This window comes from Actinoplanes sp. NPDC051861 (assembly GCF_040681145.1).
Classification (GTDB): domain Bacteria; phylum Actinomycetota; class Actinomycetes; order Mycobacteriales; family Micromonosporaceae; genus Actinoplanes.
This window is the reverse complement of record NZ_JBFAYE010000022.1, coordinates 52,973-78,303: the sequence shown is the minus strand read 5'-3', so window position 1 is coordinate 78,303 and position 25,331 is coordinate 52,973. Positions and strand designations below refer to the sequence as shown.

General features: G+C 70.4%; 18 protein-coding genes. 10 read left to right on the top strand and 8 right to left on the bottom strand.

Going from position 1 to position 25,331, the window contains the following annotated elements; all coding sequences use genetic code 11:
* Positions 1-2 precede the first annotated feature (2 nt).
* Together AB0M02_RS37830 and AB0M02_RS37825 are read left to right on the top strand one after the other, a co-directional pair.
* Positions 3-2,306: an EAL domain-containing protein gene (locus AB0M02_RS37830; protein ID WP_364236145.1), complete on the top strand. Its 2,304-nt coding sequence runs from the start codon at positions 3-5 to the stop codon at positions 2,304-2,306.
* A 310-nt stretch (positions 2,307-2,616) separates the two neighbouring features.
* The gene (locus tag AB0M02_RS37825; protein ID WP_364236142.1) at positions 2,617-3,978 is read left to right on the top strand and encodes an MFS transporter; all 1,362 of its coding nucleotides are present in this window, start codon (positions 2,617-2,619) and stop codon (positions 3,976-3,978) included.
* Between the two features lie 36 nt (positions 3,979-4,014).
* Here the strand turns inward: AB0M02_RS37825 and AB0M02_RS37820 are convergent, their stop codons facing one another.
* On the bottom strand, positions 4,015-4,584 hold the full coding sequence (locus AB0M02_RS37820; RefSeq protein WP_364236140.1) for a CGNR zinc finger domain-containing protein: 570 nt from the start codon (positions 4,582-4,584) through the stop codon (positions 4,015-4,017).
* Positions 4,585-4,744: 160 nt separating this feature from the next.
* Between AB0M02_RS37820 and AB0M02_RS37815 the strand changes: the two genes are divergently transcribed.
* Positions 4,745-5,449: a type 1 glutamine amidotransferase domain-containing protein gene (locus tag AB0M02_RS37815; RefSeq protein WP_364236138.1), complete on the top strand. Its 705-nt coding sequence runs from the start codon at positions 4,745-4,747 to the stop codon at positions 5,447-5,449.
* Positions 5,450-5,648: 199 nt separating this feature from the next.
* On the opposite strand, the gene gndA is transcribed toward AB0M02_RS37815, so the two are convergent.
* The gene (gene gndA / locus AB0M02_RS37810; RefSeq protein WP_364236137.1) at positions 5,649-7,088 is read right to left on the bottom strand and encodes an NADP-dependent phosphogluconate dehydrogenase; all 1,440 of its coding nucleotides are present in this window, start codon (positions 7,086-7,088) and stop codon (positions 5,649-5,651) included.
* 211 nt (positions 7,089-7,299) lie between these two features.
* Here gndA and AB0M02_RS37805 point away from each other — a divergent pair, with 211 nt between their 5' ends.
* Entirely contained in the window at positions 7,300-7,614 is a 315-nt protein-coding gene (locus tag AB0M02_RS37805) for a type II toxin-antitoxin system PemK/MazF family toxin (RefSeq protein WP_364236355.1), read from the top strand.
* 145 nt (positions 7,615-7,759) lie between these two features.
* On the top strand, positions 7,760-9,595 hold the full coding sequence (locus AB0M02_RS37800; protein WP_364236135.1) for a SpoIIE family protein phosphatase: 1,836 nt from the start codon (positions 7,760-7,762) through the stop codon (positions 9,593-9,595).
* A gap of 4 nt (positions 9,596-9,599) precedes the next feature.
* Here AB0M02_RS37800 and AB0M02_RS37795 read toward each other — a convergent pair whose 3' ends face one another.
* Both AB0M02_RS37795 and AB0M02_RS37790 read right to left on the bottom strand, forming a co-directional pair.
* On the bottom strand, positions 9,600-14,678 hold the full coding sequence (locus AB0M02_RS37795) for a hypothetical protein (protein WP_364236133.1): 5,079 nt from the start codon (positions 14,676-14,678) through the stop codon (positions 9,600-9,602).
* A 34-nt stretch (positions 14,679-14,712) separates the two neighbouring features.
* On the bottom strand, positions 14,713-15,864 hold the full coding sequence (locus tag AB0M02_RS37790) for a dienelactone hydrolase family protein (RefSeq protein WP_364236130.1): 1,152 nt from the start codon (positions 15,862-15,864) through the stop codon (positions 14,713-14,715).
* A 53-nt stretch (positions 15,865-15,917) separates the two neighbouring features.
* On the opposite strand from AB0M02_RS37790, the gene AB0M02_RS37785 reads away from it, so the two are divergent.
* Positions 15,918-16,337 carry an NUDIX domain-containing protein gene (locus AB0M02_RS37785; protein WP_364236128.1) on the top strand — a complete coding sequence of 140 codons (420 nt, stop codon included), beginning with the start codon at positions 15,918-15,920 and terminating at the stop codon, positions 16,335-16,337.
* Here AB0M02_RS37785 and AB0M02_RS37780 read toward each other — a convergent pair.
* The gene (locus AB0M02_RS37780; protein ID WP_364236126.1) at positions 16,246-16,743 is read right to left on the bottom strand and encodes an oxidoreductase; all 498 of its coding nucleotides are present in this window, start codon (positions 16,741-16,743) and stop codon (positions 16,246-16,248) included. The two genes, AB0M02_RS37785 and AB0M02_RS37780, sit on opposite strands and share 92 nt — an antisense overlap.
* Positions 16,744-16,791: 48 nt before the next feature.
* Here AB0M02_RS37780 and AB0M02_RS37775 point away from each other — a divergent pair, with 48 nt between their 5' ends.
* Both AB0M02_RS37775 and AB0M02_RS37770 read left to right on the top strand, forming a co-directional pair.
* Entirely contained in the window at positions 16,792-18,042 is a 1,251-nt protein-coding gene (locus tag AB0M02_RS37775) for an erythromycin esterase family protein (protein ID WP_364236124.1), read from the top strand.
* 174 nt (positions 18,043-18,216) lie between these two features.
* The gene (locus AB0M02_RS37770; protein WP_364236122.1) at positions 18,217-19,305 is read left to right on the top strand and encodes an alpha/beta fold hydrolase; all 1,089 of its coding nucleotides are present in this window, start codon (positions 18,217-18,219) and stop codon (positions 19,303-19,305) included.
* A gap of 61 nt (positions 19,306-19,366) precedes the next feature.
* Here AB0M02_RS37770 and AB0M02_RS37765 read toward each other — a convergent pair whose 3' ends face one another.
* Genes AB0M02_RS37765 through AB0M02_RS37755 form a run of 3 tightly spaced genes read right to left on the bottom strand, consistent with a single transcriptional unit; the run spans position 19,367 to position 22,567 of the window.
* A complete protein-coding gene (locus AB0M02_RS37765; protein ID WP_364236120.1) occupies positions 19,367-20,656 on the bottom strand; it encodes a CotH kinase family protein in 1,290 nt (429 codons plus the stop codon).
* Between the two features lie 46 nt (positions 20,657-20,702).
* The gene (locus AB0M02_RS37760; protein ID WP_364236117.1) at positions 20,703-21,464 is read right to left on the bottom strand and encodes a methyltransferase domain-containing protein; all 762 of its coding nucleotides are present in this window, start codon (positions 21,462-21,464) and stop codon (positions 20,703-20,705) included.
* A gap of 44 nt (positions 21,465-21,508) precedes the next feature.
* On the bottom strand, positions 21,509-22,567 hold the full coding sequence (locus AB0M02_RS37755; protein WP_364236115.1) for a spore photoproduct lyase family protein: 1,059 nt from the start codon (positions 22,565-22,567) through the stop codon (positions 21,509-21,511).
* A gap of 149 nt (positions 22,568-22,716) precedes the next feature.
* Between AB0M02_RS37755 and AB0M02_RS37750 the strand changes: the two genes are divergently transcribed.
* Both AB0M02_RS37750 and AB0M02_RS37745 read left to right on the top strand, forming a co-directional pair.
* Positions 22,717-23,016 (top strand): hypothetical protein, encoded by a 300-nt coding sequence (locus AB0M02_RS37750; RefSeq protein ID WP_364236114.1) that lies wholly within the window; start codon positions 22,717-22,719, stop codon positions 23,014-23,016.
* Positions 23,017-23,106: 90 nt separating this feature from the next.
* Positions 23,107-25,296 (top strand): tetratricopeptide repeat protein, encoded by a 2,190-nt coding sequence (locus AB0M02_RS37745; RefSeq protein ID WP_364236113.1) that lies wholly within the window; start codon positions 23,107-23,109, stop codon positions 25,294-25,296.
* Positions 25,297-25,331 lie beyond the last annotated feature (35 nt).

Below are 25,331 nucleotides of genomic sequence, written 5' to 3'. Positions count from 1 at the left end.
CGATGAGCGCAGCTGAGACCGCCGGTACCCGGCATCGTGCCGGCGGGCTCGCGCCCGCGGTGGTGGCCGTCGCCGTCACGGTTGCGGTTCTCGTGTGGCTGCTGGCCGACCCGTCGATGCTGTACCTCGGGTACGCCGGCGGCCCGATCGCGATGGCCGCCGGTGTGTTCGCGAGCCAGCGGATCGCCCGGGTCGTCCAGCTGCCACGGCCGGTCCGCTCGTTCTGGCGGCACATGGAACGCGCGGGAATCTGCCTGCTCATCTCCTCCGTGATCGCCACTATCCGCGCCAACAACAACACCGGGCTGTCGCTGTGGGTGGCGGTCCCGATGTTCGCCGGCGTCCTGCTGCTGCTCTTCGCGTTCGTGTCGCTGCCCGCACCGAAGCGCACCCCGGTCGCCTGGGTCCGCGCGATGCTCGACGCCGGCACCGTGGCGGTCGCCAGCGGTCTGATCTTCTGGTACGCGGTCCTGGACCTGGCGCCCGCCGGCACCGCGCTGAGCGGCCGGGTCACCGCGGCCGTGGTGGGCGTCGGCGCCACCCTGCTGCTCGTGGTGATCGGCAAGGCGGCGGCCCGGCCGGAGTCGATGGTGCACCCGGGCGCGCTGCGCGTGCTCACCATCGCGCCGGTCATCGCGATCATCGGCAACATCCTGCTGATCGCGGGCAACGACTGGAGCCGGCTGGCGCTCTCCACGCTCGCCCTGCCGCTGGTCGGGTTCGCCATGAGCCTCGGCGCGTACCTGCAGCGGCGGGCGCTGACCGCCGCCGAGCACGCCGAGGCGGCAGCGCTCACCCACCGGTCGCTGTTCAACCTGCTGCCGTTCGTGGCGGTCACCGCGACCGCCGGGCTCGTGGTCACGGTCAGCGCCCAGGAGATGACCAGCAAGCAGCGTACGGTGATCATCGGCGCGGTGCTGATCGCCGGCTTCGTGGTCGCCCGCCAGCTGCTCAGCCTGCGGGAGAACTCGGTCGCGCTGCGCGGCATCCGCGCCCAGCAGGCGGAGCTGGAGCGGCTGGCGCTGAGCGACTCGCTGACCGGGCTGCCCAACCGGGCCCGCTTCGGCGCGGTGCTGGCCGAGCGGATCGGCGCGCACCACGCGGCCAGCGCGATGCTGATCGACGTCGACGACTTCAAGATGATCAACGACACGCTCGGCCCCTCCGCCGGTGATCAGCTGCTCTTCCAGGTCGCGCAGCGGCTGCGGGAGCGCTGCGAGCCGGGGGAGATGCCGGCCCGGCTCGGTGGTGACGAGTTCGCCGTCCTGCTGCCGGTGGACGAGCCGGAGGCCGCCGAGGCGGCCGCCGCGCGACTGCTGCTCGCGCTCGCCGACCCGTTCCGGGTCGCCGACCAGACGCTTCTCGTGCACGCCAGCGCCGGTATCGCCCTGGCCGCCACCGGCGAGAGTGCGGACGAGGTCATGCGCAACGCGGACATCGCCATGTACGCGGCGAAGGAGTCCGGCAAGGCGTCCTGGGTCCGGTTCGAGCCGCGGATGCGCCAGGACATGGTCAACCACGCGCGGCTCGCCAGCGAGCTGCAGAACGGCATCATCCGCGGTGAGCTGCGCCTGCAGTACCAGCCCGTGTTCGACCTGGTCACCGGCCGCCTGCACGGCGCCGAGGCTCTCGTACGCTGGCAGCACCCGACCCGCGGGTTCGTCTCGCCGGGCGAGTTCATCCCGGTCGCCGAGCGCTCCGGCCTGATCGTGCCGCTCGGCGCGTGGGTGCTGCGGGAGGCCTGCGAGCAGCTGGCTCGATGGCACGCTGCCTATGGTGACGGCGCGATCGAGGCGGTCAACGTCAACGTCGCCGTCCGCCAGCTGCGCGAGGCCGGCTTCGTCGACGAGGTCGCGGCCGTGCTCAGCGACACCGGGCTGACCCCGCGCAACCTGATCCTCGAGGTCACCGAGTCGTCGGTGGTCGACGGCTGGCAGGTCCGCGACACGCTGCAGGCGCTGCACGAGATGGGCGTCGCCCTGGCCCTGGACGACTTCGGCACCGGCCAGTCGTCGCTGAGCCTGCTGCGCGCGTTCCCCGTCGACGTCCTCAAGCTGGACAAGTCGTTCGTCGACGGCATCGCCGACGGCGCCGACCGGGGCCGTCTCGCGGTCGCCGCGGCGGTTGCCCAGCTGGCCGAGCACCTGCAGCTCAAGGCGGTCGCCGAGGGCATCGAGAGCCAGGAGCAGGTGGACCGGCTGCGGCACATGGGCTACCGGTACGGCCAGGGCTTCTTCATGGCCAAGCCGCTGCCCGCCGACGAGTGCGGCGCCCTGATGGCCGCGGACCCGGTTCGCGCCGCGTAATTCGCCGGTCGGCCACTCGCCGTCCACTGTAGATTCACTGCTGTTCGGTGGCCGCCGCGCCGGCTCAGGCGTACACCTACTGCTACGGCATCAGCAACATCTGGGACCAGGCCTCGTTCATCAGAGCGGCTGGTACACGCACATCGCCAGCGGCACGATCGCGACCGAGATCAAGACCCGTGTACTACAGCGGCTCCACCAGTTCGGGCTGGCAGCGCTGCAACGACGCCGACTGGCACCCGGTCCGCCTGCCCTGATTCCTGGAAAACGGGTGGACCTCAAGAGCCGTTGAGGTCGTACGGTGGCCGGCATGTCCGTCATACGGGGTAACGTGCGCACCTTCTATCAGCTGCTCGGTAACACCCTGCTGGTGTCGGTCATCAACTTCACGGTGTGGTTCGCGGTCACGTTCTGGGTGTTCCTGCAGACCCGCTCGGTGTTCGCCACCGGTGTGATCTCGGGCATCTTCCTGGTGCTGACCGCGCTCACCGGCATCTGGTTCGGCAGCATCGTCGACGGGCACCGCAAGAAGGCCGCCCTGCAGGGATCGGCGTTCGCCTCGCTGGTGCTGTACGCGGCGGCCTTCGCGCTCTACCTGGCCGTGCCCGGCGACGAGTTCCACAACCCGTCCAGCGCGCTGCTCTGGGCGTTCGTGCTGTTGCTGATGTTCGGTGTGATCGCCGGCAACATCCGCACCATCGCGCTGCCCACGCTCGTCACGCTGCTGATCGAGGCGGACACCCGGGACCGGGCCAACGGTCTCGTGGGCACGGTCTCCGGCACCACCTTCCTGGTCACCTCGGTGATCAGCGGTGTGCTGGTGGCGTTCGACGGGATGCGCTCGGTGCTGCTGCTGGCGCTCGTCGTGCTCGGGCTCGCCCTCGTCCACCTGGCGATGGTCGACATCCCGGAACGCGAGATCGTGCACACCGAGGAGGGCGGCGTACCCGGCGTCGACCTTCGCGGGACGCTGCGAATCATCGCGGGCGTGCCCGGCCTGACGGCGCTGATCCTGTTCAGCACGTTCAACAACTTCCTCGGCGGCGTGTTCATGGCACTCGCCGACGCGTACGGGCTGTCGCTCGTGTCGGTGCAGGCGTGGGGACTGCTGTGGGGCGTGCTGAGCACCGGCTTCATCGTCGGCGGCCTCCTGGTGTCGCGCACCGGCCTCGGCAGCAAACCGGTCCGCCTGCTCCTGCTGATCAACGTGGTGCTCTGGGTGGTCATCATCGTGTTCCCGCTGTGGGCGTCGATCGTCCCGATGGCCGTCGGCATGTACCTCTACATGGTGCTGATGCCGTACGCGGAGGCGACCGAGCAGACGATCCTGCAGCGCGTGGTGCCGTACGAGCGGCAGGGCCGGGTCTTCGGCCTCGCCCAGAGCGCGGAACAGGCGGCGTCCCCGCTGACCGCGTTCCTGATCTCGCCGATCACCCAGTTCTTCTTCATCCCGTTCATGACCGACGGCGCGGGCGCGCGGGTCATCGGCCCGTGGTTCGGCACGGGCGCGGACCGGGGGATGGCCCTGGTCTTCGTCATCACCGGGATCATCGGCGTGGTCGCCACCGGCGTCGCATTGGTCAGCGCCCCCTACCGCCGCCTGAGCAACCGCTTGGCCGAGTCCACCCCCGAGTCGGAGGCGGACCCCAGAGAGGCGGAGACACCCGCCTGACGAGTGTGGAGTTGGGGTGCGTATGGAGGCTGAACTTCACACGGTGGTCGGGGTGGTCGGGGTGGGCGTGGTGCGCTGCCGGCTTCGGTAGGCGCGCATGGAGACCTGGGAGCCGCAGGCGGAGCCGCAGAACTGACCGGACTGGTTCTTGGTCTTGTCGAAGAAGCCGGCGTAGCACGACGGGTTCTTGCACAGCTTGAGCCTCGGCCAGGCACCTCGGGCGGAGAGATCGGCGGCGGCGGCCAGCAGCGTGCCGAACGCGCCGGGCACGCCGGTCTGTGACGCCTCGGCGGTCACGCCTTCGGCCGTCACGCGCAGGACCAGCGGGTATCGCGCGGCGACGGCGTGCAGGTAGCGCTCGGCCGTCTCGACCGGGGCGTCCTCGCAGCCGCAGTGTGCGCGGAAGAGGGACGAGAACGCGTCACGCAGCTCGCGGGCCGCGACCACGTCGGCACCCGTGACCGGCTCCGCCACGGCCAGGCCCACGTCGGTGAGCCACGCCTGGAGACCGGGCACGCCGTCGAACCGCTCGACCCGCCCGTTGTCGCTGGGACGGGTGTTGACCAGTGCCAGCAGCAGGTCGGACGTCGCGCACTCAGCCGACACGGCGCCTCCCCGAGTTATTGGTGATCTCGCTTCACGCGCAACGGTACCCACGACTGAGCGGTCTGCCCAGCCTCGTGACGAAGCCCTCAGGAGTTTGCAGCAAAGTGTGTTTGCGAATAACTTCGACCACGGCAATCGCCGAACATGCGAGGAGAACGAAATGAGCAAGCTGCTGTTGGTGCTATCGGGAGCGCGCTTCTGGAGTCAGCTGGACGGCACGCAGCGCCCGACCGGGTTCTGGGCTGAGGAATTCGTCGTACCGCACCGGATCCTCGCCGCGGCCGGGCTGGACATCACTGTCGCCACGCCCGGGGGCCGGGTGCCGGTGGCCGACGAGCTCAGCCTGGACCCGCGGAGCGGCATCGACGAGGCGACCGCGGCCGGCTTCCGTGCGTACCTCGAGGAGGTCAAGGGCCTGCTGGAGCGGCCGGTGCGGCTCGAGGACGTCGACCCGGAGGACTACGACGCCGTGCTGATCCCCGGCGGCCACGGCCCGATGCAGGATCTCGCGGTCAACCCCGACATCGCCCGGATCCTCGGCCGGATGCTCCCGGACGACCGCAAGATCGTGGCGTCGTTGTGCCACGGGCCGGCTGCCTTCCTGGCGGCCGGTGACGCGGAGAAGTGGCTGTTCGCGGGGCGGCGCCTGACCGCGTTTACCGATGCCGAGGAGGAGCAGGTCGGGCTGGCGGCGAACGCGCCGTGGCTGCTGGAGAAGCGGCTGCGCGGCGCGGGGGCGGTATACGAGTCGGGTCCGGCCTGGCAGTCGTTCGTGGTGACCGACGGCAACCTGATCACCGGTCAGAACCCGTCCTCCGGTGCGGCTGCGGCCGAGGCGCTGCTCAAGGCGCTCGCGAACCGCTGAAGTTTGCGTGTGGCTTTCGGGTGCGGAGAGAGGCTGAAAGTCACACGCTGTGGGGCGCACTCACGCCCGGCGGTCGCGGCACGGGCCGGGAGTGGCGGCCGGGTCGCGGGGTAGCCACGGGACCTGGCGGTGCGCGTACGAAATAAGAAGCTTGAGGAGACCGCCTGCCTTGACCCGGCAGGCGGTCTCTCGGCGGCTGTCAGGCGTCGATCTCGTTGCGGTCGTCGGTGGCCCAGAGGGTGTGGAAGGAACCGTCCTTGTCCACCCGGTGGTACGTGTGCGCGCCGAAGAAGTCACGCTGGCCCTGGATGAGGGCGGCGGGGAGACGCTTCGCGCGCAGGCCGTCGTAGTAGGCCAGCGCCGACGTGAAGCCGGGCGCGGGAATGCCCTGCTGGGTGGCCGTCACGACGACCCGGCGCCAGGCGTCCTGCGCGCCGCTGACGGCGTCCAGGAAGTACTGGTCCACCAGCAGCGTGGGCAGCGCGGGCTGCTTGTCGTAGGCCTGCTTGATGAAGTCCAGGAACTTGGCCCGGATGATGCAGCCGGCCCGCCAGATCTTGGCCATCGCGCCCGGGTCGATGTCCCAGCCGTATTCCGCGCTGGCCGCCTGGATCTGCTGGAAGCCCTGCGCGTAGGCCACGATCTTGGAGGCGAACAGGGCCTGCTCGACGTCGGCGACCAGGTCGCCGGCGTGCGCGGCTCCGGTGGCAGACGGGCCCGGCAGGCCCGCGTCGGCGGCGGCCTTGCGGACGTCGGCGCCGCCGGAGAGAGCGCGGGCGAAGACCGACTCGGCGATGCCGGAGACCGGGACGCCCAGGTCGAGGGCGGCCTGGACGGTCCAGCGGCCGGTGCCCTTCTGCTCGGCCTGGTCGACCACGACGTCCACGAACGGCTTGCCGGTGGCGGCGTCGACCTGCTTGAGGACCTCGGCGGTGATCTCGATGAGGTACGACCCGAGGCGGCCCTCGTTCCAGCCCTTGAAGATGTCGGCGATCGCGGCCGGCTCGTGACCGCCGACGTGGCGCAGCAGGTCGTAGGCCTCGGCGATGAGCTGCATGTCGGCGTACTCGATGCCGTTGTGCACCATCTTCACGAAGTGACCCGCGCCGTCCGGGCCGACGTGCACGCAGCACGGCTCCCCGTCGACCTTGGCGGCGATGTCCTCCAGCAGCGGGCCGAGCGCGTCGTAGGACTCCTTCGGGCCGCCGGGCATGATGCTCGGGCCGTGCAGCGCGCCCTCCTCACCGCCGGAGACGCCGGCGCCGACGAAGTGCAGGCCCTTCGCCTTGAGCGCGGCCTCCCGGCGCCGCGTGTCCGCGTAGTGTGCGTTGCCGGCGTCGATCAGCATGTCGCCCTCTTCGAGCAGCGGGGCGAACTCGTCGATCACGGCGTCGGTGGCCGGGCCGGCCTTGACCATGATGACCACACGGCGCGGGCGCTCCAGGCTCGCCACGAACTGCTCGGGGGTCTCGGCGGGCAGGAACGTGCCCTCGTGACCGAACTCCTCGACCAGCTCCTTGGTGCGGCCGTAGGACCGGTTGTGCAACGCGACGGTGTGTCCGTGCCGGGCGAAGTTGCGAGCCAGGTTACGGCCCATCACCGCCAGGCCGGTGACACCGATCTGCGCCTTCTGCGACATTCGTACGTCCTTCCTCGTTACCGACCCGTTACGGGCCCCGCGGTCATTTCTACGGGATACGCGGCCCGGGAGTTCGATCATGTCCACGTGGTGAGCTTTCTGGCCCAGCCTCCCACGCGACGCGCGGGCGGGGCGGCCACGGCGTAGATCCGCGCAACGGTACGCTTCGTGCCATGCCGACCGGGACAGCTTCCACCTCCGGATCGTGCTGATGCGGCGCGGGGAGATCTGGACCATCGGCGACCGGGCCGACCTGCGGTACCGCGTTCTCGTGCTCTCGGCGGACAGCTACAACGAACGCGGCAACGCCTCGCCGATCTGCGCGCCCATCGTGCGGCAGCGCGGGGTGACCGAGTTGCCGCCGTACGCGGTCGCGCTGACCGAGCAGGACCCGATCACCGGCGTGGTCGTGGTCAACCGGATGCGGCGGCTGCCCGCCTCGACCGGTGCCGAGCGGATCGGAATGGTCACCGGCGCGAGCATGGCCCGGCTCACCGACGCCGTCCGCGACCTCTTCGAGCTCTGACCGCTCCCCGAAAGTCTGACGCCCTACCGGGTGACCCGCGCCGGGTGACACCGCAGGCAGGGCGCCTGCCCGGATGAACGGGGGATGTCGCACCGGTGTGGGCTGGCGTAAGCAGGAACCCGGGAAGGACTCGGGGAGGTCGCTGGTGTCAGGTCAGGCTCACACGCAGGCGCTGAGCAGCATGCGGCCCGGTGTGGACGAGGAGCCGGCGTACGCCGCACGCGCGACTGTGGACCGTGCCGTCGGGCTGCTCGCCGGGCAGGCCCGCTGCCGGCTCACCGACGCGCACCGGCACCTGCTGAAGATGGCGACCGCGCAGGAGCGTGACGTCACCGACGTGGCCCGGCGCGTCATCCGGTTCCTGGAGAGCGCCGACGGTCCGACCGAGACACTGCCGCAGTTGGTGGCCTCCGCGCTCGCCGAGGGCGACTCCGCCGGGCCGGAGCTGAGCCCGTGGCTGGTCACCGTCCAGCGTGTCCTCGACGCGATTCCCGGCATGGCCGGATATTTCACGGTCGAGCGGGATACGTCCGGGCGGCTGACCGATCTGGTGTGGGCGGCGGCGAGCCCGTCGGCGGTCACCCCGGACGGCAAGCGTGGCAGCCGGCTCATCGGGCACCCGGTCAGCCGCCACTATCCCGAGGTCCTCACCGCGGAACGCTGGCAGGTCTATCAGCGCGTGCTGGACACCGGCGAGCCCGCCGACCTGGGCCCGGTGCGGTCCGGTGAGGGCGAGTTCATCATCCGGGCCCGGCCGCTCGGCGCCGGCCTGCTGTTCACCTGGGAACGCCGCGACGACCCCGAGCGCCGACTCGACCGGCTCGACGGGATGGAGGAGCTGGGCCGGCTCGGCTGGGGTGAGTGGGACCTGGTCAGCGGCGAGATCTACTGGTCGCCGCAGCTGTACCGGATATACGAGCGCGACCCGTCCCTCGGCCCGATCGGCCAGGACGAGGCCGAGGAGATCGCGATCGCGGACGACCAGCCGCTGCGGGCGGCCGCGACCGAGGCCTTCCGGCGCGCCGAACGCGTGGACCTGGTCACCCGGGTCCGGATCAGCGGGCGGGTGAAGCATTTGCGTACGGTGGCCGACGCGGTTCGTGACGCGGAGGGGCGCCCGCTGCGGATCTACGGCATCGTGCAGGACGTCACCGAACAGCAGGCCGGCGCGGAGCGACTGGCCGAGGTGGAGCGCAACCTGGCCGCTGAGCACGACCAGGCGGCACGCCTGCAGCGGATCATCCTGCCGATCCCGGACCGGCCGCTGGACCTGCCCGGTTTGAAGGCGGCGGTCCGGTATCTGCCGGCGGGGGACGACGCGTTCGTCGGCGGGGACTGGTATCACGCGGCGGCTCTGCGGGACGGCTCGGTGCTCCTGGCCGTCGGGGATGTGGCCGGGCACGGCATTCAGGCGGCGACGACGATGGCGCAGTTGCGGCACGCGCTGCGGGCGTTGACGACGTTGACCAGCGATCCGAGCACCCTGTTGAAGCATCTGAACCGGCTGACGTGCGAGCTGGAGAGGGAGAAGCCGGAGCTGTCGGCCACGGCGGTGATCGCCCGGTTCGATCCGCAGCGCGGTGAACTGCTGTGGGCGCAGGCTGGGCATCCGCCGCCGTTGATGAGCCGGGGCGGGCGGACGGCTCCACTCGTGCGCCCGGCGGGCCCGATGCTGGGAGTGGTGGACGACGCGACGTATGCGGACGCGGTGACGACGTTTCGTCCGGGGGATGTGCTCCTGCTCTACACCGATGGGCTGGTGGAGCATCGGCGGCGGAGCCTGGACGTGGGGATGGACGCGGTGATGGCCACGGTGGACGCGGCGGTGCGGGCGGCGCCGGAGCAGCCGCTGGCGGAGTTGCTGGGGCGGTTGAGACGCTCCAACCCGGACGACGACACGTGCATATTGGCAGCGCGCCCGTCGGACATCATGGCCTGCTGCTCCCGTCGAGTTCCGGATGTCGTGGCCGCCGCGTCGTGACCTCTCAGCGTGACGTCACGCCGTGGTTCGCGAACTCGCGCAGGAGCTTCGGGTAAGCGGTCGCGAGCGCCGGCAACGAGACCTGCCACGACGCCATGACCAGCGCGTCGCCGATCAACCGGGCGGCGTTCGGCAGACCGGGCACCTGCGCCATCGCGGCCAGCGTCCGCGCCTGTTCCGACGCGTCGGCGATGTCGTCGGCAACCCGCCTGGCCGTTGCGGCCACCATCGGGGCCCGCGCGTCGCCGTTCGCCGCGAGACGGCCCGCCAGGCTCGCGAGGCAGAGTGCCTTGTCGGAAGCTTCCTCGATGGACGCGGCAGCCCGCTCGGCGGCGGCCAGGAAGGCGGGCCGGCCGCCGGCCAGCTCGATCAGCGCCGTCGCGCGACGGGCCGGATCGGGGATGCGGTCGGTGATACGCACTGCCTGCTCCACATTTCCGGCGGTCGCGGCCAGCCCGGTGAGCGCGCTGGCCTGCCGGTCCGGGTCGGCGGCGCAGGCCGCGATGGTCACCGCCTGGTCCAGCCGGCCGGCGTCCAGCTCGCGCTGCGCGAGGTCGGTGACCTCCCGGCCCTGCCGTACCCGGTCGTCGATCCGGGCCGCGATCCGCGCGGCTCCCGGCACGTCGCCGGAACCGGCCACGCGGTGCGCCAGCTGAGCCAGTTCCTCGCTCTGCCGCGTGACGTCGCTGATCCGCGCCGCGAACTGCGCCGCCGCGTGCAGGTCGCCGTCGTCGGCCACCCGGCGTGCCAGATCGGCCAGAGCTCGGCTCCGCGCCATGGGATCGTTGATCCGCTGCGCGATGTCGGAGGCGTGCGCCAGGTCGCCGGCACCGGCCACCTTCACGGCCAGGCCGGCCAGCGCGCACTTCTGCAGCTGGCGGTCCGTGATGCCGCGGGCCGTCTGCTCGGCGGATCCGGCGAAGGACGTCGGCCGTGACCGCGCACTGGCGATCTCGGCAAGGGTCTGCGTGCGCAGGTTCCCGTCGGAAAGGTCGCGGGCGATCTGCTCGGCGCGGTCCGGCCGGCCGGCGGCCGTAAGGATTCGTGCCAGGTCGACCAGCGTCTGCGCCCGGCGCGAGGGATCGGGAATGCCGGCCGCGATCAGCACGGCGCGTTCCATGTCACCGGCGACGGCCTCGAAGTGGGCGAAGTCCCGGAGCGTGTGTGCTCGCCGTGAGGCGTCGGTCATGGCGTCGGCGATGCGTACCGCACGCTCGGTGTCACCCGAGCCCGCAACCGCGCCCGCCAGCATGGCGAGCATCTGCGTCTGCCGGTAGGCGTCGGTGATGTGGCGAGCGAGGTGGACCGTGGCGTCGAACAGCGCGGCGGCCTGGCCGGGGTCGCCCCGGAGGGCCGCGATGCCGGCCAGGTCGGTCAGCGTCGACGCGTGCCGAGCCGGTTCGGTGATCCCGCCGGCGATCCGGACGGCGCTCGGCATGTCGCCGCCGGTGGCCACCGCGGTCGCCAGCCTGGCCAGTGTCTCCTCGCGGCGGCGCGTGTCGGTGATGCCGAGCGCGATCCGCTCGGCACGCTCCGGGTCGCCGTCCGTCGCGACGTCCCGGGCCAGCTCGGTCAGCGCCAGCGCCTGCTCCGACTGCTGGGCGATGGCCTCTGCCACCCGTGTGGCCCGTTCGAGGTCGCCGGTCTCGGCCATTGCCAGGGAAAGTGCGGTGAGTGCCGCTGCCTGCCGGTACGGGTCCGCGATCGCGCATGCCGTCTGTTCGGCGAGGTCGGCCAGATCGGCGGCGCGGTGGCGGTCACCAGCGGCCGCCGTCGCGCGAGCCAGGCCGGTGAAGGCCCGCGCCTCCCGGAACCGGTCGACGATGCTGCGCGCCGTCTGCTCGGCGGCGCCGGCGAGCTCGACGCCCTGTTTCATGTCACCGTCACGTGCCGCGGCACCGGCCAGACCGGTCAGGACCTCGGCGACGCGTGACGGGTCGTCGATGTCCTGCGCGATCCGGACGGCCCGGTCGCGTTCCCCCGAGTCGCCCGCGTTCTGGGCGAGCGTGGCCAGTGTCTGAGTGCGGCGTGCCGGCTCGCTCATGGCCTGTGCCGCCCGCACGGCCAGATCCAGGTCGTCGGCGGCCGCCGCACGGGATGCCAGGCCGGCCAGTGCGGCGTCCCGCGTCCGCCATTGAGTGATCTCCCGAGCGATCTCCACCGCCCCGGCGAGGTCGCCCATGTCGGCGATCGCGGACGCGACCCCGGCCAGCGCGGTCTCCCTCTTGTCGAAGTCGGGGACGGTTGCCGCCGCGGTCCTGGCCGCGGCGGTCAGGCCCAGGGCCTGCCGGCGGTCGCCGGCGATGGCCAGCGCACGTGCCGTGGCGGTCAATGTCCCGGTCCGCTCCACCGGTTCCTTGATCCCGGCGATGGCCCGCTCGGCGGCCTCGGTGAAGTCCGCGGCCCGCCATCGATCCGCGGCGGTCTGGAGCGAGGTCGCCGCCGCACGCAGCGCGGTTGCCTGTTGTTCCAGCTCCAGCGACGGCCGGTCCGGGTGACTCACCAGCCGGGCGATGCGCCGCGCGGCCACGGCGAGCGCCCGGGCCGGTCGCAACACGTCGGCGCCCAGCAGGGCGCGGACCAGATCGGTCAGTGTCCGCGCCTGCCGCGACGGATCGTTGGCAGCGTTCGCGGCGAGCGGCGCGGCGAACGCCGGACTCATGATGTGGCCGCTGTCGATCGCCGCTGCGGCACCGGTCAACCGGCCGGTGACGCGAGCCAACTCGGGGTGCCGGGCCGTGTCCAGGATGGCGTCGGCCACCAGGACGGCGGCCTCGGCCAGGGCCGACACCGGTCGCAGGAGGATCTCGACAGTCCTGGCCGCCGTCTGCGTGGCCGTAGGGGCGGGCGGTGGGACATGCCCGGTGGCCATCGGCAGGTTCTGGTGCGGGTGGAGCACCCGGGCCCGCAACCGGGGATCCTTGATGTCCCGGGCGAGCCGCAGGGCGGCCTGCCGGCCGGTCGTTGTCCGTTCGTCGGCCCCGGTGCCCTCGCCCGCGAGGTGGGACCGGGTCTGTTCCCGCACTTCCTCGTCCTCGATGCTCAGCGCGATCTGTTCGGCGCGCCCCTTCTGGCCGGCCGCCGCCACCGCGCGTGCGATCGCCGCCCGGGACTTGTCCTGGTCCGGTTTATCCGGAATACCCTTCGCGGCGCCTTCGGCGGCATCGGCGCAAGCTGTCACCTGTCGTGCGTCACCGGTACGCCCGACCGCGCGCACCAGGTCGGCGAGTTTCTGTGCCCGCAAGGGCAGTTCGAGGATGCCGGTGGCGGTGTGCAGGGCCGCCTCGGCGAGTTCGGTCGCGCGAACGGTGTCACCGAGCGAGACGGCGGTGTGGACGAGATCGGTGAGGCTTTCCGTGCGCCGGTAGGCGTCGGTGATGCTGTGGGTGATCACCAGGGCCAGTTGGAGATCGCCGGTTGCCGCGGCGGCGCGGACCAGCTCGGTCAGCGTGCTCGCCGGCAGGGGCGGGTCGGCGCCGGCCGCCGTGTCCGCCGCCCACCGCAGGTCTCCGGCGGCCGCTGCGGCGTGGACGAGATCTGTCACGACGGCCGCCCGAGCGGAGACGTCGGTGATGCCGCCGGCGACGGTCATCGCCTGCTGCAGATCGCCGGCGCCGGCCGCCACACCGGCCAGGCCGGCGAGCGCCCGCACCTGCTGGGACTCGTCGGTGATGCTCCGGGCCAGAGCCTCGGCCCGGGTCGGCTGCCCCAGCTCGGCCCAGACGACCGGCAGGTCGGCGGGGATGTTGCTGTTCCGGCTCTCCAGCTGATCACGGTGATAGGAGAGTTGGAGCAGCCGGTACAGGTCGCGGTCGCCGATGTCCTCCCGGGCGAGGATCAGGCCCTGGCAGGTGCGGATCTCGGAGAGCGCGGCGGCGTCCCCGCCCGACAGGTTGAGCATCCGGTCGTGCCGGACGGCGTCGATGGCGAGGACGGTGAGCCGGTCGGTGTCACCCTCGTCGGCGAGCATGCGGACGTAACCGCGCAGGAGGTATTGCGGGGTGTTCTTCGGCCAGGCGGGCCGGTAGCTGTCCGCCCAGTCGTGGATACGGACGCGAAAGGCGTCCAGGGAGTTGCCCAGGCTCGCGGTGGCCGACTCCCGCAATGTCTCGTGGGCGAACAGGTACAACCGCCGCTCCTCGCCGTCGGCCCGCTCGATCACGGTGCGGCCGAACACGCCGCCGAGCAACCGCTTCAGCCGGTACGGCGGCTTACGGGTGAGCTCCTCAAGCTCGGCCAGGGTGAGGCCGCCGCCGCACGCCGTGATCAGACCGAGCGTCTGCCGGTGCAGCTTGTCCCCGTTCAGCAGGACGAGCAGCTCCTGCTGGGCGCGCTCGGCGACCTCGACCGCGTACGGCGAGGTGGTCAGCTTCCGGATCTGACAGCCTGCCCGCAACGGGTGACCGGCGGGCACGTCAGACGGGAGCTCGGGACCGGGGCGGCTGGCCACCACGACCTGCATCCCGTACTCGCAGATCCGGGGGAGTAACGACGCGATACTCGGGATCTCGGTGGCTGACTGGTGGCTGCGGTCCTCGTCCAGCCCGTCGACGACCAGCAACAGCCGCCGCCCCTCCTCCCGGACCTTTTTCGCCGCGGCGGTCAGCAACGCGTGCCGGTACGTGTCGGCGCGGGCGGGCGTCAGTGAGCCCGGAACGCTCTCGCCGAGGATCGCCGACAGCTGGTCGATGAGCATCTCGGTGAACGCGGTGCTGTCGGACTGGTGCGCGAGCCGCGCGGTGATGAAGAAGGAGACGACCTCCACGTTCGGCGGCGGATGCAGGACGAATGTCGACAGCAGCGCGGACTTGCCCGCCCAGGGCGCCGCCATCCACCAGAGGTACTTGCCCTCGCCCGCGCAGAAGGAGGCCAGCTCCGCCAGCTCGGCGTCGCGCTCTCGCAGGGCGCCCGGCTCGCCGCCGCCGGGAGCGATGGCCGTGACCTGTTTGATGTATCCCGAACGGGTCCACCACCCGGGGCGCCGGCCGTCGAGATGGAGATGCATCGTGGCGTGGTCGCCGACGATGACGCCCTGGGCATTCCGCAGGTCTATGTCGGCGTGCGGGTCGACGCGTTCGTCCACCAGCACATTGTGGCCGATCGGAGCGCCGGCTCGGTCAACGACGCGACAGCCATCCGTCCAGCCAGGAGAAGGCGGCGTCCTGTTGCTCCGGGGTGAAGGTGTGGCCCAGGCCCGGCCAGATCCGGGTGTGCAGGCGATGGCCGGCGTGCTGGGAGTTCCACACGGTGCGCATGCGGGCGTGGGCTGCCGCTGTCCCAGCCGGAGTGAACAGCGGATCCGTCTCGCCGTTCAGGACCATCATGGGGCGCGGGGCCGCTATCGAAGCCACGTCCGGGATGTCCAGGTGGCGGTAAAGGCCTGGATGCATCATGTAGAACGCGGACTGGCCGCGGAGCGTGTTGTTGCCCGGGACCATCATCTCGCGCAGGCCGGTCATCCAGCAGACCGAGACGGTGGCGGCGATGTGGTCGGAGAGGGCGGCCACCTGCCAGGCGCGATAGCCGCCCATGGAGAAGCCGACTGCCGCCACCCGGCTACGGTCCACCTCGGGGCGGGCGGCCAGCATCGCGGCGGCTCGTACGTCCTCGTGGGCCATCAGGCCGGACAGTGAGGAACCCAGGTGGAGCATGTTGGAGGCCAGGGCCTGCTGCGCCTCATAGGTCAGGCCGCCCCGGTCTCCCCAGCCCAGGGCGTCGACCGCCAGCACCACGTATCCGCGGGCTGCCAGGGAGTCGCCGAGGAAGCGACCGCCGAAGTAGCGGGTGGACCAGGCGGTGGCCGACTCCAGGCGGGCCGGGTCGTACCAGGGGGAGATCAGTTTCTCCTTGCCGATGTCGTACTTCGCGCCGTGGTCGTGCAGGAGCAGCGCGGCGGGGAAGGGTCCGGGGCCATGGGGTACGAGCAGAAGCGCGCGAACCCGGCTGTGCCGCGTGACGTTGAAGACGATCTGCCGGCGGTCGAAGGACGGGCCGGGCTGTGTGTCGATCACCTCGACCTGGAACGGGGTACGGTCGGCCGGTTGCAGCAGCGACTCCAGCACCTTCGACCGGGCGCGCTGTCTCCAGACGCCGAAGCCGCCGTGCTGTCCGCGCCACGCCAGGGGGAAGTCGAGCTCGTCGCGCAGGGCCGGGGCGAAGACGGGCAGGTTGCCCTCCACGACCGATGGGCCCTCGAACGCGGGCGGGGTGTCGAGGGAGGGTGCCAGCGTGGCCACGGCGGGGGCGGTCATGAAGACACGTCGCTTCACGGCTTCTCCAATCGAAGCGCATCGATGGATTGGCCGACAGTAGCATTTCGCGTGTGAGGAAGCCGTCGGTCTCGTGCGTGTTCGTGTGTCATGACGGTGCGGGGCGGATCCTGCTCGCGCGGCGCTCTCGGGCGGCGCGGGACGAGCCGGGTGCGTGGGACTGCGGTGCGGGGGCGCTCGAGTTCGGGGAGAGTTTCGAGGACGCGGTCCGCCGTGAGGTGGCGGAGGAGTATTCGGTGACGCCCCGGGAGATCACACAGCTGGGCGTACGGAACGTCATCCGGCCGGAGTCGCACTGGGTGGCTATCGTCTTCGCCGTCCGTGTCGATCCGGAGGCGGCGCGGATCGGGGAGCCGCACAAGTTCGACGAGCTCGGGTGGTTCAGTCCCGGGGATCTGCCGGCGCCGGTGCACTCTCAGCTGGCGGCGACGCTGGAGCTCCTTCCCATCCCCACCGCGGCATCGACGGATTGACCGGAACCACCGCCTTCAACGGAAAATATCCGGATACTTCGTTCGTCGCCGCCCGAATGTAAGCGTCAAGCGCCCGGCGCAAATCCGGAATATCCGGCAAAGTGGCAGCAACTGCCTCGTTGAAGCACGAGATGAACCGGGGCGAGAACGGATCCTCCTCGTCCATCTGATTCGCGTGTATCCGCAGCATCGCCCCGTGCCCGCCGAACGACGACGAGTAGACCGGCGGCCCGCCCCACACCTCACCCCAGTAATCAGCCAGCCGCTGCACATGATCCGGATTCCCGGTGTGCGAGAACGGATGCTCCAGCACCGGATCCTCGAGGCACCGCCGGTGGAAGTCCGCCGCCAGCGCCAGCATCGCCGGTGCGCCGCCGGCCGCTTCGAACAGAGAAGGTCGTCCCATACTCGAAGTCTGACGTATGGGGCAACCCACCCCGGGTACCAGAGCAGGATGATCCGCTACGGGGACGAGGTGGCATCCCTCGCGCGGCCGCTGCGGGACCCCGGTGACCTGGAGATCCTCCTGGACCGGGCAGCCGGCGCGCGCGTTGTTCTGATCGGCGAGGCCACTCACGGTACGCACGAGTTCTACCACTGGCGTGACCGGTTGACCCGGCGGCTCCTCGCCGAGCGGGGCTTCGACTTCGTCGCGGTCGAGGGCGACTGGCCCGACTGCCAGCGCGTCGACAGCGCGGTCCGGGGCGCGACCGACCCGCGTGACGCGCTGGTCCGTTACGACCGTTGGCCCACCTGGATGTGGGCGAACGAGGAGACCGTCGACTTCACGCGCTGGCTGGCCGGGTACAACGCCGGACGGGACCGCCCGGCCGGCTTCCACGGGCTCGACGTGTACTCGCTCTGGGAGTCGATGCGGGAGATCCTCACCTGGCTGCGCGAGCACGAACCCGAGCTGGTGCCGGCCGCGCTGGACGCCTACAAATGCTTCGAGCCCTACGCCGAGGACCCGAACGCGTACGGATGGGCCACTCAGCTGGGCCCCGGCGCGTGCCAGGACAGGGTGACGGCCATGGTGGCCGCGGTGAAGGACAGCGACTTCGGTGTGTGGCAGAACGCCGAGGCGGTGGCCGGTGCCGAGGGCTATTACCGGAACATGGTGCGCGGCGGGCCGGACGCCTGGAACATCCGCGACCGGCACATGGACCAGACCTTGGCGCGCCTGCTCGACCGGTACGGCCCCGGCTCGAAAGCCGTCGTCTGGGCACACAACACGCATGTCGGTGACGCCCGCGCGACCGACATGACCGATTACGGCGAGATCACCCTCGGACAGCTGGCCCGGGAGCGGTTCGGTGACGACGAGGTGCTGCTGGTCGGTTTCGCCACGTACCGGGGCAGTGTGGTCGCCGGGCCGTCCTGGGGTGCGCCGATGGAGGTGATGGCGGTGCCGCCGGCCCGAGGCGGCTCGCTCGAGGAGATCCTGCGGTTCACCGCGCCGGAGTGCGCGCTGATGGTCTTCCCGGCCGGGCCGGACGGGCCGGACCTGCTCACCACCGAGCTGCCGCACCGGGCGGTCGGTGTCGTGTACCGGCCGGACCGCGAGCGGTGGGCCAACTACGTGCCGTCCATCGTGGGCCGGCGGTACGACGCGCTCCTCTGGTTCGAGCAGAGCCACCCCGTGCGTCCACTCCACACACTGCGCGTCAACCTCCGCGAGCCGGAGACCTTCCCCAGTGGAGTCTGAATAAAGGGTCCATTAATTGGATCTTCTTTTTGGCGCAAACGGTGAGTGCACATCGGATTGGTGGCCACGCATCTGTGTACCTGGATACGGATACGCAGAGTCGCGATCAGTTTTAGGCTGACCCCCACGACGATCACCATCGAAAAAGGGGTGCCAGTGAAAACGATCTCGAGGGTGTTACTGGCCGTGCTGCTGACCGTGGCCGGCACAGTGGCTGCCACCAGCACCGCTGCGAACGCGGCGTCGTTGCCAGGCTTCGTGCTGAGTTCGACCACCGCGACTCTGCCGCCCGAGTTGACCGCGCTGGCCACGGGGAAGCGCGTACAATACGTCACCACGAACATCAATGGTGGATTGATCACCGCGACCGGTTTGATCATTACGCCAAAGAACAACAAGAAGAACAAGACCGTCGCGTGGGCGCACGGCACGACCGGTCTGGCCGACCAGTGCGCGCCGTCGAACAATCTTCCCGTCTTCTGGCAAGAGGCACGTGAGGCCATCGCGGAGCTGCTCGACCGCGGCTGGACCGTGGCGGCACCCGACTATCCCGGGCTCGGCACCCCGCAGGCGCACCCGTACCTGGTCGGTGCGAGCGAGGGCCGCTCGATCATCGACAGCGTCAAGGCGGCCCGCAACCTCGACGCCGCCCTCACCACCCAGTACGTCGTCGACGGCCACTCCCAGGGCGGTCAGGGAGCGCTCTTCGCGAGTCAGCTGGCGCCGGCCTACGACGGCAACCTGGTGCTGCGCGGCACGTCCAGCCTCGCCCCGCTCTCCAACGCCGACTTCCTGGCACCGCTGATCCCCGGCACGCCCGGCCAGGGTTACCTCGTGATGGCCCTTTACGGACTCCAGGCTGTCGACCCGACCTTCAACCCGAACGCCGTTCTGGCTGGTCCCGCCCGCTCCCGTACCGCCGTGCTGCAGAGCGGGTGCCTCTTCGAGATCCTCGCCGCCTACGAGTCGCTCACCGCCTCGCAGCTGGTCGTCGGCGGTGTCGTGCCGCCCTCGGTGACCAACCGGCTGCGCGTCTACGCCAACCCCGGCCAGACCTCGCCGAGCGCGCCCGTGCTGATCGTCCACGGCACCGAGGACGAGGCCGTCCCGTTCTTCCTCTCCGACGAGATGCTGGTGCCGCAGCTCGAGGAGGACTACAACCAGCCGGTGACGTTCGTACCGATCGAGGGCGCCAACCACGACGGCGCCGTCTTCGAGTCCATCGAGCTGGTCGCCGACTGGATCGCCGACCGATTCGCCTGATTCTTTCCACCCGACCCCACAGGGGAGCCCGGCGGTGACCCCGCCGGGCTCTTCCTGTCCGTCAGCCCTGGGAGAAGTAGGTCTCGATCTTTGCGGCCTCGTCGGTGACGGTGTCGGTGCTGACCAGGTCGGATGCCTGGTCCTTGAGGGTCTCGGCGCGGGCGGAGAGCAGAGTGGCGGCACGGCCGCTCGTGTAGAGCTCGGCCTTCAGATCGGTCCGGGCCTTCTCGTAGGCGGCCTTGAAGGTCGTGTCGGCCTGAAAACGCTGGACGAGGATGTTGCTGCGCCCGCCGGGCCCGCCGTTCCGGCCACCCCTCCCGGCGCCCTGACCCTCCGCCCCATCGGGCGCGCCGCTGGGTGCGACGCGGGCAGCGCCGCTGGGTGCGACGCCGGGCGCCCCGCCGCCGGGCCCACCCGGCCCACCTCCTCCACCCATCCCTCCGAACGCCAGATTGTGATCCCACGCGACAACCGTGAAGATCCCCGAATCAGTGGTGTACCGCAGATACGAGTTGTTCCCCGGCCCGTCGATGTCGTCGCTGTTCGCCACCAGTTCCTCGAACGCCAGATACGTCGCGAACGCCGCCACATCGAGGTGCTTCCCGAGATCGGCGCCGAACGTGGCGTCATCCGAGGAGTTGATGAACTGGAGGAACGCGATCAGCGGCGCCAGGTTCGGCGAATCACCACCGGTCTCCTGATCGAACACGTCCGCATAACTCGCCGCGTCCGCACCCCGATAGCTGTAGTCACCGTCCGCCTCGGCCTTGTAGAGGATGCCGGGGGAGGGGAAATGGTCGGCATCCCATTTGTCGCCCGGGTTCTCGATGACCAGCCGCAGCACGTCGTCACCGCCGTTCACCCCGAACCGCGCCGGTACTGCCTTCTGGGTCGCGAGCCCGGCCACTCCGAGCAGATCCAGCGCGACCGCCTCGTTCAGCGCCGACTGCGACCGGTTCGAGCGCACCACGAACTCGGCATACCCCTGATGCGACTGCCCTTCGGTGTATTTGTCCAGGCGTACGAGCCAGGGCAGATCCCGCGCGTCGGAGTCCTTGCTCACCTCCCGCAGCGAAGAATTGCCTTTCAGCCGCAGCCCCGCTTTCGCGTAGGCGCTGCCGTCGATCGTGACCGTGGCCTCGATCCAGTCCTTGTCACCCTTGTCCAGATACGTGGCGATCATCGCGTCGTAGTCGGCCTTCTCGAAGGCGACCCCGATGTCGTGCACCGCGCTGTCGTCGAACAGCGCGGCGCTTTTCTTGTCATCGCCGCACGCGCCCAGCAGTGCCACTCCGAATACGCCGGCGAGGGCGGCGCCGAACGCGCGGCGCGACAGGACAATCTCGGTCATGGGGACAAGAGAAAGGCACCGGCTTGTGCGGAAGCTGTGCGCCGGCTCAGAAGGCGTTTCGAATCCGGTGCGCCACCGTCACGAAGATCGTCGTGCTGATCTCCGGCGGTTCCGGCAGGATCGTCGCGAGCTCGTCCTTCAGTCCGGGGAGCCGCTCTCCCGGGACCCGGTTCAGCACGCCACGGCCGGCATGCGATCCGACCCAGGTGATGAAATGATCCAGATCGCGGAACTGACTCTTCACGGTCAAGCGCTCGATTTTCGTACCGTTGAAGCCGGCTCTTTCGACCGCCTCGCGCAACCGGTCCGCGTCGTCGAACATCCCCGCGAGCACCGGCGCCGGTGGTGGGTCGATCGCGTGCCGCGCCACCGCCTGCATCGCCGCCCGATAGCTCGGGTCAATCTGGGCGAAACTGCTCAAGGCAAGCGTTCCACCAGGTCGCAGGAGCTTACGGTACGCCGAGAGCGCACCCGCCGGATCGGGCAGGAAGAAGAGCAGCAGCCCCGCCGTCACCACGTCGAAGCTCTCGGCGGGAAAGTCAGGCGTCTGCGCGTCCCCGACCGCGACCCGCACCTGGGGCAGGTGCGCGACATCCTTCCGGGTCAGCTCGATCATCGCGGGCGCCAGATCAATCCCGGTCACGTGTCCCGTTGGCCCGACCGCCTCCGCCGCGGGGAAGAGCACCGCGCCGCGCCCGCACCCCACATCGAGCACCCGATCCCCGGCCCGGATACCGGCCGCGGAGGCGAGGGCCACACCCATCGGCCCCACGAAATCCACACCGACGTTGTCGTACTCGGCGGCCACCTCATCGAAGACGCTCACCGCCCCACCCTCTCACGCCGGTCCGGTCAGAAGGCGTATCGAATCCGTAGATACGGCGCCCGCTCGGCGATCAGGCCGGAGAGGGCGCGGACATACTCACCCTTCGACCCGGTGCGATAGCGGACGTTCAGATCGCCGTTCTGGGACCGTTTGGGCTGTTGCAGGTCCGGGCGCCAGATGAGCTCCTCGGCGCGCGGGTGCCAGCCGAGATTGACCTCGTGCAGGCCGCGATTGTGGGTGAGGAAGATGACCTCGGCCGCGATCTGTTTCTTCGCCTCGGGGCCGATTCCGGCGTCCAGGTGGTCGAGCAGGCCGGCCCAGTCGGCGAGCCATCCCTCGCGTACCACAACGGGGCTGAGGTTGACGTGCACCTCGTACCCGGCGGCCACGAAATCGTCGATCGCGGCGATGCGTTCCGCGATTCCGCTGGTGCGGATGTCGAGCACTTTCGCGTCGGCCGGCGGCATCAGCGAGAACCGTATCCGTGTGCGCCCGCGCGGTTCCCAGCCGAGCATTTCGCGATTCACGTACTTCGTGGCGAAACTGGCCTTCGCGTTTGGCGTCTCGCGGAACAGTTCGACCAGATCCCGCACGTTGTCGCTGATCAGCGCGTCCACCGAGCAGTCCGAGTTCTCCCCGATGTCATAGACCCAATCGGCCGGATCACAGTGGTTCGGTTCCGGCTTGGTGCCCTGCCGGGCCGCGTGCCTTTTCACGTACGCGCAAACGCGCTCGATGTTCGCGAAGACCGTGATCGGATTGCTGTACCCCTTGTGCCGCGGCACATAGCAGTAGGCGCAGGCCATCGCGCACCCGTTCGACGTGGAAGGCGCGATGAAATCGGCCGACCGCCCGTTCGGCCGCGCGGTCATCGTCTTCTTGATCCCGACGACGAGGGCCTCCCGCTTGATCCGCACCCACCGCCGCACGTTCGTCTCGTCGCCGTACAGTTCCGGGATCCGCTGGTGGCTCTCCACCTCGACGATCGTCGCGTCCGGGTATCGGCTCAGGATCTCCCGCCCCCGGGGCAGCTCCGCCGCGGCCGGCTCCAGATAGATCCGCCGGATGTCCAGAAGGTCCCCCACGTCTCAATTGTGCCTCAGCCGGACCGCTCCGCCGGGCGACGCCGCCCGCGACGGCCGTCATCCGATGGGGTCCGATCCGCCCTCGTCACCCGAACGGACCACCCCTGAGCTGCTAACTTTCCGGTCACCAGCGACAGGGTGGGGATATCATGGGATTTATCCAGATCATCGAGTACGAAACCGACCGCCCCGAAGAGATGCGGGCTCTGGGCGACGCCCGCATGGCCGAGGCCGGGAACACGGTGCCGCCCGGCTTCCGCCTCACCATCACCCAGGACCGCGACCACCCGAACCGCTACGTGACGATCGTCGAGTTCCCCTCCTACGAGACCGCCATGGAGAACAGCGAACGCCCCGACACCGACGCCTTCGCCCGCAAGATGGCCGAGCTCTGCACCGGCCCCCCGCGCTTCCGCAACCTCGACGTCCGCCAGGTTCACCCGTCCTGACGCTCGATCGGCCGGGTGTGGCGCGGCCCGCACCCGTACGGAATCCTGGTAGTCGTCCGATGTGACTTCTCTGCCAGGAGTGATCACCAGGTGAGCGAGCCGGAGGCCCGGGTCAGCCACAGCAGTGGCGTGCAGATCGGCTCGGGCAACCGGCAGGTGAACGTGGGGGTGGACGCCGCGAGTCTGCCCTCACCACAATCCCCCCGCGCCGGGTCGGTGGTCCACAACCTGCCGCCCGAGTCCAAGGTCTTCGTCGGCCGCGACCTCGAGGAACTAGCCGGCCGGCTGAACGGCGAAACCGGCGTCGTGGTCGGCCAGGCGGCCGTGCACGGCCTGGGCGGCATCGGCAAGAGCGAACTGGTCAACCAGTACGCCCGAGCCCGTCTGTCCCGCCACTCCCTGGTGTGGTGGATCACCGCCGACGGCCCCGAGAGCCTCGGCCTGGGACTCGCGGCGCTGACCCGCCAGCTTCATCCGGTGGCGACACTCGCCGACGCCGAGGCGTGGGCGACCGGCTGGCTGCAGGACAACTCAGGATGGCTGCTGGTCCTGGACAACGTCGAGGACGTCACCGACATCACCGCCCTGCTGGGCAGGATCAGCGGCCGCGGACAGGTCATCGTGACGACCCGGCGGGACCTGGGCGTGGCGATCTGGGCGAAGCTCGGCCTGGCACCCCTGCGCCTGGGCGTCCTCGACCGCGAAGCCAGCGCCGACCTCCTGCTCCGGCTGACCGGCCACACCGACCGCGACGGCGCGGACCGCCTCGCCGCCGAACTCGGCGATCTGCCGCTGGCGCTGGAACAGGCCGCCGCCTACATCGGTCAGCACAGCGGGACGAGCTTCGACGACTACCGGGCCCTGGTCACCGCACAGTTCGCTCGGGCGGCGGGCAACGCCGGATACGGTGGGGCGGCCGACCGCAGCGTGGCCGCGGTGTGGTCGGTCACGATGGACACGATCCTGAGCCAGGACGCGCTCGCCGGCCTGGTCCTGGACGTGCTGTCGTGCCTGGCCCCGGACGATCTGCCGGACGACGTGCTCGCGCCGCTCGCGGAGGAACCGGTCGACGTCACGGACGCGCTGGCGCTGCTGGCCTCCTACAGCATGATCAACTGGGCGGCCGGGATGGTGAGCGTGCACCGGCTGGTGCAGGCCGTCACCCGCAACGCGCAGACGGCGGACACCACGGCGAAGATGCAGGACCTTGCGGCCGACCTGCTCAAGCGCGCCATACCGCCCGATCCGATCAGCAACGTCAGCGGCTGGCCGCGATGGACCGTCCTGCTGCACCACGTCGACAGCGTCTACCGAGGTCTCCCCGAGGACCACGAGTCCGATGACATGCTGTTCGTCGTCGACCGCGCGGCCACCTACCGGCAGCACCAGGGACAGACCAAGCGGGCGGTCGAGGACTTCGAGCGGGTCCTGTCCGACCTGCAGCGGCTGCTCGGCGCGGATCATCCGACCACGCTCACGGCCCGCAACAATCTCGCCTACGCCTATCAGTCGGCCGGACGGGTGGAGGCGGCGGTCGAGGAGCTGGAGAAGCTGGTCGCGGATCAGCGGCGGGTGTTGCCCGCCGACGAGCTGAACGCCCTTGTGTCGCGGAGCAACCTCGCCTTCGCCTACCGCTCGGCCGGCCGGATCGACGCGGCGATCGACGTGTGCGAGAAGGCGCTGGCCGACATCCGCCGTCTGCTGGGCGAGGACCACCGTTTCACCCTGTTGTCACGGAACAACGTGGCGGACCTCTACACGCTCGTCGGCCGGGTCGACGAGGCGATCGACGAGTTCGAGCGGATCCTGGCGGACCGGCGGCGAGTACTGGGCGAGGACCATCCGGACACGCTCGTGTCGCGGATCAACCTGGCCTCCGCCTACCAGGCGGCCGGCCGGATCGAGGCGGCCACCGACGAGTGCGAGAAGGCGCTGACGGACAGCCGGCGGGTGCTCGGCGAGGAACACCCCGACACGCTGACCGTGCGCAACAACCTCGCCGGCGCCTACCTGTGGCAGGGCCGGACCGACGAGGCGATCGCCGAGTACCGAACGGTGCTGGTACAACGGCGCCGCGTGCTGGGCGACGACCACCCGGACACCTTCGCGTCCTGGCGGAACGTCGCCTACGCCTGCCAGGCGGCCGGGCGCGTAACCGAGGCGATCGACGAATACGAGAGGGCCCTGACCGAAGCCGTACCGGTCCTCGGCCCGGCCCACAAGACCGTCCTCGACATGCGGACCAGCCTCGACGACCTACGCCACACCACCCAACCCTGACCGGCACAGGCGGTCACGTTCCCGACTGAACGGCG